The following is an 8467-nucleotide window of genomic DNA, read 5'->3' as shown; positions in this document are numbered from 1 at the left end:
TGTTGGTTGTAGGATTGAAAATTGGTATTCATATCTTTGATTGTCAGTACTTAAAGATAAAAAATAACCAATTTTTAAGCAAGCTTTTTAATAGAAAAAGCCGCCCCAGGTTTTGAGACGGCTTCTTGTTAAGTACAGGCGGAGAGACTCGAACTCTCACACCTTGCGGCACTAGATCCTAAGTCTAGCGTGTCTACCAATTCCACCACGCCTGCATTTATTTCATTTTGCGTGTCTAACATCCCGATAGCTATCGGGACCACCACGCCTGCATTTATTTCAATTTGCGTGTCTAACATCCCGATAGCTATCGGGACCACCACGCCTGCATTTATTTCAATTTGCGTGTCTAACATCCCGATAGCTATCGGGGCCACCACGCCTGCATTTATTTCAACTTGCGTGTCTAACATCCCGATAGCTATCGGGGCCACCACGCCTGCATTTATTTCAATTTGCGTGTCTAACATCCCGATAGCTATCGGGGGCCACCACGCCTGCATCAAAATCCTTTACAACAGTTAGAGCATATTGTAAAAGGAGCCTGCCCGGCTTTTTCAAAACTTGCATTGGCGGGTGCAAATATAAACAAGAATTATAATTTACAAACTAAATTTTTACAGAAATATGCCCGTTTGCTAAAGCTACGTTAAAGAGTGATACCAAATATGCAAGGAGTCCTATTGTTTCCGAGAGGTTTTGTACTTTAGCAATTCTTCAAAAACAACAAAATGAAAAGTGCCAAAACTTACATTGAAAAAAACAAAGATCGATTTTTGGACGAATTGATCCAATTGTTGAAAATACCTTCCATCAGCGCCGATTCAGCTTACAAAAAAGACGTACTAAAAACTGCGGAAGCCGTAAAAAAACAACTCGAAAAAGCAGGCTGCGATTCGGTCGAAATCTGCGAAACGCCCGGCTACCCAATAGTTTACGGCGAAAAGATGATCGATAAAAAATTGCCGACCATTCTGGTTTACGGCCATTACGACGTGCAACCGCCAGATCCATTGGATTTGTGGGACAGTCCGCCGTTTGAGCCGGTCATCAAAAAAACAAAACTGCATCCCGAAGGCGCCATTTTCGCCCGCGGCAGCTGTGACGACAAAGGCCAAATGTATATGCACGTAAAGGCTCTGGAATATATGACCAAAACCGACCAACTGCCCTGCAACGTGAAATTTATGATCGAGGGCGAGGAAGAAGTGGGCAGTAGCAGTCTGGAATGGTTCGTTACCAAAAACAAAAAGAAATTGGCCAACGATGTTATCTTAATCAGCGACACGGGAATGATCGCCAAAGATGTGCCATCAATAACCACAGGGCTTCGCGGCTTGAGTTATGTGGAAGTGGAAGTCACCGGGCCAAACCGCGATCTGCACAGCGGCCTGTATGGCGGTGCTGTGGCAAACCCGATAAATATTTTGTGCAAGATGATTGCCTCGCTTCACGATAAGAACACTCATATTACCATTCCCGGCTTTTATGACGATGTGGAAAAACTTTCCAAAAAGGAACGTGAGAAAATGGCGGAAGCGCCCTTCAATCTGGAGGATTATAAAAAAGCCCTGGATATTGGCGCCGTTTATGGCGAAAAGGGATATTCCACCAACGAGCGCAATTCCATCCGCCCAACCTTGGACGTAAACGGAATTTGGGGCGGCTACACAGGCGAAGGTGCCAAAACAGTAATAGCCAGCAAAGCATACGCTAAAATTAGTATGCGCTTGGTGCCAAACCAAGACTGGAAAAAGATTACCGAGCTTTTCAAAAAACACTTTGAAAGCATCGCCCCCGAAGGCGTTCGCGTAAAAGTGAAACCGCACCACGGCGGGCAGGCGTATGTTACGCCAATAGATAGTTTGGGCTACAAGGCTGCTGAAAAGGCGTATGAGGAAACCTTTGGCAAGACGCCAATCCCACAGCGAAGTGGCGGTAGTATTCCAATTGTTGCGCTGTTTGAAAAAGAATTGAAAAGCAAAACCATTTTAATGGGCTTCGGTTTGGACAGCGATGCCATCCACTCGCCCAACGAGCATTTTGGAATTTGGAACTATTTAAAGGGCATTGAGACCATTCCGCAGTTTTATCATTTTTTTACAGAATTGAGTAAATAACATATTGTAAGGCTGAGAAAAATGGGCCCTTCCAAACTAACTAACTTTCTTTCTCAGCCTTATCCCTTTTACTATCGAGGGAAAACGCTGTTCGTAATTTCCTCGTGTATTTTTGCGGTTACGTTTCTCTTCAATTACTTGTTTCAGCCTTTTCAGGTAAATCTTTCAGAACATAGGATGGGCTATGCGTGGATCTGCTTCATTCACGCTTTAATTCCCTCACTTTTATTTTTACTTATTTTCTTAGTAGTTCAACAAATTAAAGAGATTGATGAAAAATGGAAGGTAAAAGAAGAAATTTGGGTTATTTTAAGTTATTTAATTCTCGTGGGAATCTTTAATTTCTTGGTGCGTGATTTAATTTATACCAATCCCGACAATTGGTCGGCCTACCATTTTTGGGTTGAATTGAAAAACACCATACTCGCCGGAATTTTGTTCATCCTTATTTTTATTCCTTTTAATTTTAAAAGGCTTCACGATCGGTATCAAGAAAAATCGGCAAAATTAATCTCACTTCAAATTCCAATAAAAACTACTGAAATTGAACAAGTAATTCCCATAAAAACACAATTGAAAGCTGATGATTTTGAGTTGGAAATCAACCAATTCCTTTTTGCCAAAGCCGAAAAAAATTACTTGGAAATTTATCTTGCACGCGAAAATGAAATTCAAAAATTGGTAAAACGAATCACGCTGACCGAACTGGAAAATCAATTGAAAGCCATTTCTTTTGTTGCAAAAATTCACCGTTCGTATTTGATAAACTTAAAAAGAATTGAAAGCATCTCCGGAAATGCGCAAGGATATCAATTAAAACTAAAAAAAATTAAAAATCCCATCCCAGTTTCACGAAGTAAAATTTCCACTTTTGAAGAAAAAATGAAGGTTTTGAACCGTCATGCTTGACACTTGTCCCAAAAGCTTGTTATTCATCCCAAGCCTTATATAGTCCCATATTTCAGACTTAAGTTTGCCGAAAATGTATTTATAATTTATGGAACAGGCCAAAATTGCGCTACACCTTGCTTGGTTAGTATTTTTAATAGTTTGGATAATTGGAGCGCTTCAAACTAAAAAAACGGATAAACAAGAACCGCTTCTAAAACGGTTTTTATGGTATTGGTTTCCGCTAATTATTGCTGGTTTACTTTTAGGCCCAACCGAATGGTTTATGGGCATGTGGATACGCGAAAATTTTGTGGAACACACCAATTTGGTAGGAATTATAGGCGCAAGTATTGCATGGTTGGGAACGTTGCTTGCTTGTTGGTCACGATTTTCATTGGGAAAAAACTGGAGTGTTTCCGTACAGTTGAAAAAAGACCATGAACTTATAACAACTGGGCCTTATAAAATTATTCGGCACCCGATATATACTGCTATATTATTGTTGTTTATTGGAAACACGTTAATTGTAGGCGATTATCGTGCTATATTGGCCATTCTCATTGTATTTTTTTCCCTATGGCGAAAATTGAAACTGGAAGAGCAATGGCTCACGGAACACTTCGGGAAAACCTATATAGATTACAAAGCAAAAACTAAAGCTCTATTTCCTTGGGTTTTGTAGATTAGTTAATTGAATATTCGAATAGAAATTATATTTTCTTCACAAAATCAGTAATAATCACAATTTGCTGGCCATCAACCTTCCCTTCAATATATTTTTCATTTTCGTGATCCAGGGAAATTCTACGGACGGCGGTGCCCTGCTTGGCGACCATACTGCTGCCTTTTACTTTTAAATCCTTTATTAAGACTACACTATCGCCGGCTTCCAAGATATTTCCGTTGCTGTCGCGATGAATGATTGCTTTGCCCGTGTTTTCGGTGAGCCCTGCCTTTGCCCACTCCTTGGTTTCATTTTCCAAATACATCATATCCAGCAAATCCTGCGGCCAGCCTTCGGCTTTAAGTCTATTGAGCATACGCCACGCCATAACCTGCACGGCTGGCACTGTGCTCCACATACTATCGTTTAAGCAGCGCCAATGATTGGGATCTACTTTTTCGGGGTCTTCAATTTGCTCTTTGCAAGTTTCACAAATTAAAATACTTGTATCGGCAACATCAGTTGGAGAATTTGGTACTTCATAAACACTTAAATTTTCCCCTGAACCGCAAAGTTCACATTTATTATCGCTGCGTTGCTGCAGTTCATTTTCTAAACTCATCTTAAAATAATTTAGGTCAAAGATATTCTTTTTGAAATCGAAATCGAAACAGAAATCGAAACAGAGCACTAATATTAAGGTTTAGATTGATCTTTTGGAATTTGGGATTTGCTGTTTGGAAAATTTTTCACCTCTACATTTGTAGAATAAAAATATTTGTTCTACGTTTGTAGAGCATAAATAGATTTTAACAATGGCCTTATCAAATTCAGAAGAACAATTAATGCAGATTTTGTGGAAACAGGAACGCGCCTTTATGAAAGATTTAATAGAGGCATACCCCGAGCCAAAACCCGCAACCACAACCGTTGCCACGCTTTTGAAACGGATGCAAGACAAAAATTTTGTGGATTATAAACAAATTGGACGTTCGCGGGAATACTTTCCCCTGGTAAAAAAGAAGGATTATTTTTCAAAGCACGTAAACGGGCTGATCAAAAATTTCTTTAACAACAGTCCATCGCAATTTGCCTCTTTCTTTACCGAAGAGACCAATCTTTCCAAAAAAGAATTGGAAGCCCTTAAAACATTGATAGATTCTGAAATTAAAAAGAAGTAGTTATGGAACTATATTTACTGAAATCCGCAGCCATTCTTGCCGTCCTTTTCGCTTTTTACAAAGTTGTTTTGGAAAACACCTCCATGCACACTTTTAAGCGTTTTTATCTCTTCGGGAGTTTATTGGCCGCTTTTCTAATTCCGCTTATCACTTTTACCAGTTATGTGGAAGTTTCGCCCATAGTCCCAATTTATTCCGAAGTAACTCCGCAATTAAATTATACTGAAGTTGAACAAACCTTAAATTACTGGCCGTTCGTGCTTTGGACGATTTATGGCTTGGGCGTGCTGTTTTTTAGCATTAAATTTTTCAGAAATCTTTTTGGTCTGATCCAACAAATTCGAAAAAACCCAAAATATAAAAACAGCAGGTTTATAAATGTACTTTTAAGTGAAACCGTCATTCCGCACACTTTTTTCAACTATATATTTCTGAACAAAAAGCAATTCGAAAACCGTGAAATTCCGCAGGAAGTCATATTTCACGAAGAAACCCACGCACGCCAAAAACACAGTTTGGACATTATTTTTGTTGAAATATTACAGATCGTATTTTGGTTCAATCCGCTGTTCCATTTCATCAAAAAAAGCATCAAACTGAACCACGAATTTTTGGCCGACCGTGCGGTTTTGAACACGGGCGCAGAAACCTCAGCATATCAAAAAATATTGCTTGCATTTTCATCTCCCGACAGCTATCGGGATGCAATTACGCCTTCACTGGCGCATTCCCTGAATTATTCATCAATCAAAAAAAGATTTACCCTTATGAAAACACACACCTCAAAAAGATCTGTTTGGCTTCGAAGCCTTTTGCTTTTGCCCTTGCTTTCCGTATTGATATATGGGTTTAGTACGAAGGAAGTTTTAAAGAAAGAAGTTCATTCAGAGCTTGTTCAGCAAAAAGCCACTAAAGCAGAAATAGCCGAATACAACAAACTGGCGAAAAAATACAATGCGATTGATATTGAAAAACGAATCATCAAAAAGAAAGATTTGGAACGGCTGGAAATCATTTACCGAAAAATGACACTTGCGCAGCGGGCAAAAGCCCAACCTTTTCCGGAATGCAATCAGACGCAAAATTATTCTAGAGAAGAAGACAATAAAAAGTTCAGTGAAGCGAATTATTACTATAAAGGAGAGCGTATCACTTTTGAAAAAGCCAATGAGTTACTTGATAAAAACAATAATATAGGAATCTATATCAGTAAAGAGGAAAATACAGTTCATTTGTACCAAGAGCCTTTTGACAAAAAAAAGATCGCAATAAAAGATAACCAGAAAATGCCTTCCGTAGAAAACGGAAACTTATATATGGCTCCCGAGGCTCCGCCACCGCCAAATTCAAATAAAGTGGAATATGTAAAGGAATTGGGAAAACGGGGAGCTACTTTTTACATAGGTCCGCATAAATACAGCACAGACGAAGCGATTGAAATGGTAAAAAAAAGCACGAACGATGTTACTATAGATGTAAGCCAATATCCAATGGTTCATTTAGGCGGATGCTAAATACCGCTATGTTACACTGAGCTTGTCGAAGTGCAAGTACGGATTGTCTTCGACAAGCTCAGACTGACATTTATAGCGTAATTTCGGCTGGGCATATTATGTAAACTATTAAAGTTTATTCCAAGTATCGTTTAAAACATTTACATCGGGCAGCATTTTGTTGGGATCCAAAACCACGCGCTGCACTTGTTTGGTAGTTTTCAAAAGGTGTGTCCAGCTATTGCCGCGCTGCCAGATTTCAACGGGAAGCCTAATTTCTTCTTTGGAATTGTCAGTATAGATCACTTCAAGTTGCACCGGCATCGGGATTTGCCCATCGTTTTCAACCGTAATCAAATAATTTCCCAAATAAGGTTTTACTTCCGAAATACCCAAATCGATGTTGCCGTTGCCATAAAACCACCCTTTCCAGAACCAGGAAAGATCTTCGCCAGCGACGTTTTCTATATGATTGAAAAAGTCATTGGGTTGCGGATGTTTGTATGCCCAAGTATGGATATAGCTTTTAAAGGCATTGTCAAAACGTTCCGTACCCAGTATGTATTCGCGAAGCAGATAAAGCCCCACTGCCGGTTTGTAGTATGCGGTATAGGCCAAGTTCATCGCATTTGCCACATCGGGATAGGTATCAATGCCCTCGCGGTTTTCGTAGGTTAAATAGCGTACCAAGTTTTTCGGGCTATCGGTAGTTGTTGGAAATTCCCCATTGTTAAAAGCCACGGTGCTATAATGATTTATAAAAGTATTGAATCCCTCGTCCATCCACGGGTAGCGGCGCTCGTTGCTGCCCACGATCATCGGGAACCAGTTGTGGCCAAATTCGTGATCGGTAACGTCCCAAAGGTCCGCGCCCTTACTTTGGTAATGGCAAAAACTAACACCCGGATATTCCATACCGCCCACGCTGGCCGCTACGTTAATAGCGTTATGGTACGGATAAGGGAAATAGGTTTTTGAATAAAACTCCACGGAACCCTTAGTGAATTCTGTTGAGCGCGACCAAGCATTTTTACCGTCGCTTTCCTTTGGGTAAACTGATTGTGCCAATCCTGTTTTGCCATCGCCCAGATTCATGCGCGCTGCGTCCCAAATAAATGCTTTGGAAGCGGCCCAGGCCACATCGCGGGTGTTTTCCATTTTGAAATGCCAAGTAAGCGTGCCGCCGGTCTTGGCGTGGGCTTCGGGCTTGCCCACTTCTTCCGGTTTTATGATGTAAACGGTTTTATCGCTTCCTTCAGCTTGCGCCCAGCGTTCTTGTTGTTCCTTGGTAAGCACCTCCTTCGGGTTTTGCAAAACACCGGAACAGATTACGGTTTGATAGGCGGGAGCAGTTATTTTTACATCGAAATTTCCATATTCGCAATAAAACTCGCCTGCGCCTAAATAGGGATCGGTATTCCAGCCCACAACATCATCAAAAACGGCCACACGCGGATACCATTGCGCAATGGCGTATATGGTTCCATCTTTTACATCCAGTCTGCCCATGCGGTCCATTCCTTCCACGGGAACCTTAAATTTGAAATCCATTTTTATTTCCACTTCCCCGCCTTTCGCGGCCAAAGGTTTATCCAACCAAAGCTGCATCCGCGTATCGGAAATTATATATTTTGAAGAAGTTCCGGTCTTTGTTTTTGCCGAAACATTTTTCAACTCAAAACCACCTTCCACGTCACCACTGTAACGATTGCCCTGAACGGGGGTGGTTAAAGTGCCACGGGAGTTTTCGGTGAAACGGTTCTGTTCGAGATAAAGCCAAATAAAATCCAAGGTTTCCGGACTGTTGTTTGTGTAGTGAATGGTTACGTTTCCTGAAACGGTGTGGTTTTTATCGTCCAAGGTTGCCTGCAAATTGTAGTCTGCGGAATTCTGCCAATATTCCGGGCCCGGTTTTCCCGAGGCGGTACGATACACATTCCCCTGCCGGTATGAAAAATTATCAAAAAGATGTTGATTGTCTGGAATAACTTCCTGTGCGGTAATTGCAAAAGAGAAAGTGAAAAGGAGCAGCGAAAAAAGAAAGCTGCTTTTTGGATATGTCATTTTTTTAACAATTTAAGAAGAGATTGCGAAGGTAATAAACCAGATGTAAAAATC

8 protein-coding genes and 1 tRNA gene are annotated in these 8467 nt (G+C 40.7%); 6 read left to right on the top strand and 3 right to left on the bottom strand.

Annotated elements, in window-relative coordinates; translation table 11 throughout:
* Positions 1–133 precede the first annotated feature (133 nt).
* Positions 134–215: transfer RNA gene (locus POV26_RS09205), tRNA-Leu, on the bottom strand.
* A 16-nt stretch (positions 216–231) separates the two neighbouring features.
* On the opposite strand from POV26_RS09205, the gene POV26_RS09200 reads away from it, so the two are divergent.
* The 4 genes from POV26_RS09200 (at position 232) to POV26_RS09185 (ending at position 3693) form a co-directional block, all read left to right on the top strand.
* A complete protein-coding gene (locus POV26_RS09200) occupies positions 232–525 on the top strand; it encodes a hypothetical protein (protein WP_272856184.1) in 294 nt (97 codons plus the stop codon).
* A 206-nt stretch (positions 526–731) separates the two neighbouring features.
* Positions 732–2120: a dipeptidase gene (locus POV26_RS09195; RefSeq protein ID WP_272856183.1), complete on the top strand. Its 1389-nt coding sequence runs from the start codon at positions 732–734 to the stop codon at positions 2118–2120.
* 21 nt (positions 2121–2141) lie between these two features.
* Positions 2142–3029, top strand: coding sequence for a LytR/AlgR family response regulator transcription factor (locus POV26_RS09190; RefSeq protein WP_272856182.1), 888 nt, complete (start codon positions 2142–2144; stop codon positions 3027–3029).
* A gap of 88 nt (positions 3030–3117) precedes the next feature.
* Positions 3118–3693 carry a methyltransferase family protein gene (locus POV26_RS09185; protein ID WP_272856181.1) on the top strand — a complete coding sequence of 192 codons (576 nt, stop codon included), beginning with the start codon at positions 3118–3120 and terminating at the stop codon, positions 3691–3693.
* Positions 3694–3721: 28 nt separating this feature from the next.
* Here the strand turns inward: POV26_RS09185 and POV26_RS09180 are convergent, their stop codons facing one another.
* Positions 3722–4297 carry a PhnA domain-containing protein gene (locus tag POV26_RS09180; protein ID WP_272856180.1) on the bottom strand — a complete coding sequence of 192 codons (576 nt, stop codon included), beginning with the start codon at positions 4295–4297 and terminating at the stop codon, positions 3722–3724.
* 193 nt (positions 4298–4490) lie between these two features.
* Between POV26_RS09180 and POV26_RS09175 the strand changes: the two genes are divergently transcribed.
* Entirely contained in the window at positions 4491–4856 is a 366-nt protein-coding gene (locus POV26_RS09175; protein ID WP_272856179.1) for a BlaI/MecI/CopY family transcriptional regulator, read from the top strand.
* A 2-nt stretch (positions 4857–4858) separates the two neighbouring features.
* Positions 4859–6370, top strand: coding sequence for a M56 family metallopeptidase (locus POV26_RS09170; protein ID WP_272856178.1), 1512 nt, complete (start codon positions 4859–4861; stop codon positions 6368–6370).
* A 108-nt stretch (positions 6371–6478) separates the two neighbouring features.
* Here the strand turns inward: POV26_RS09170 and POV26_RS09165 are convergent, their stop codons facing one another.
* On the bottom strand, positions 6479–8413 hold the full coding sequence (locus POV26_RS09165; protein ID WP_272856177.1) for a M1 family metallopeptidase: 1935 nt from the start codon (positions 8411–8413) through the stop codon (positions 6479–6481).
* Between the last annotated feature and the right edge of the window lie 54 nt (positions 8414–8467).

The organism is Aequorivita todarodis (assembly GCF_028561335.1).
GTDB classification, from domain to species: Bacteria; Bacteroidota; Bacteroidia; order Flavobacteriales; family Flavobacteriaceae; genus Aequorivita; species Aequorivita todarodis.
Note: the sequence above shows the minus strand (reverse complement) of the source record. Positions and strands in the feature narration are given on the sequence as shown.

Coding starts and splice junctions, on each gene's coding strand:
- POV26_RS09195 (WP_272856183.1), top strand. CDS start 732: ATGAAAAGTGCCAAAACTTACATTGAAAAAAACAAAGATCGATTTTTG.
- POV26_RS09190 (WP_272856182.1), top strand. CDS start 2,142: ATGGGCCCTTCCAAACTAACTAACTTTCTTTCTCAGCCTTATCCCTTT.
- POV26_RS09185 (WP_272856181.1), top strand. CDS start 3,118: ATGGAACAGGCCAAAATTGCGCTACACCTTGCTTGGTTAGTATTTTTA.
- POV26_RS09180 (WP_272856180.1), bottom strand. CDS start 4,297: ATGAGTTTAGAAAATGAACTGCAGCAACGCAGCGATAATAAATGTGAA.
- POV26_RS09175 (WP_272856179.1), top strand. CDS start 4,491: ATGGCCTTATCAAATTCAGAAGAACAATTAATGCAGATTTTGTGGAAA.
- POV26_RS09170 (WP_272856178.1), top strand. CDS start 4,859: ATGGAACTATATTTACTGAAATCCGCAGCCATTCTTGCCGTCCTTTTC.
- POV26_RS09165 (WP_272856177.1), bottom strand. CDS start 8,413: ATGACATATCCAAAAAGCAGCTTTCTTTTTTCGCTGCTCCTTTTCACT.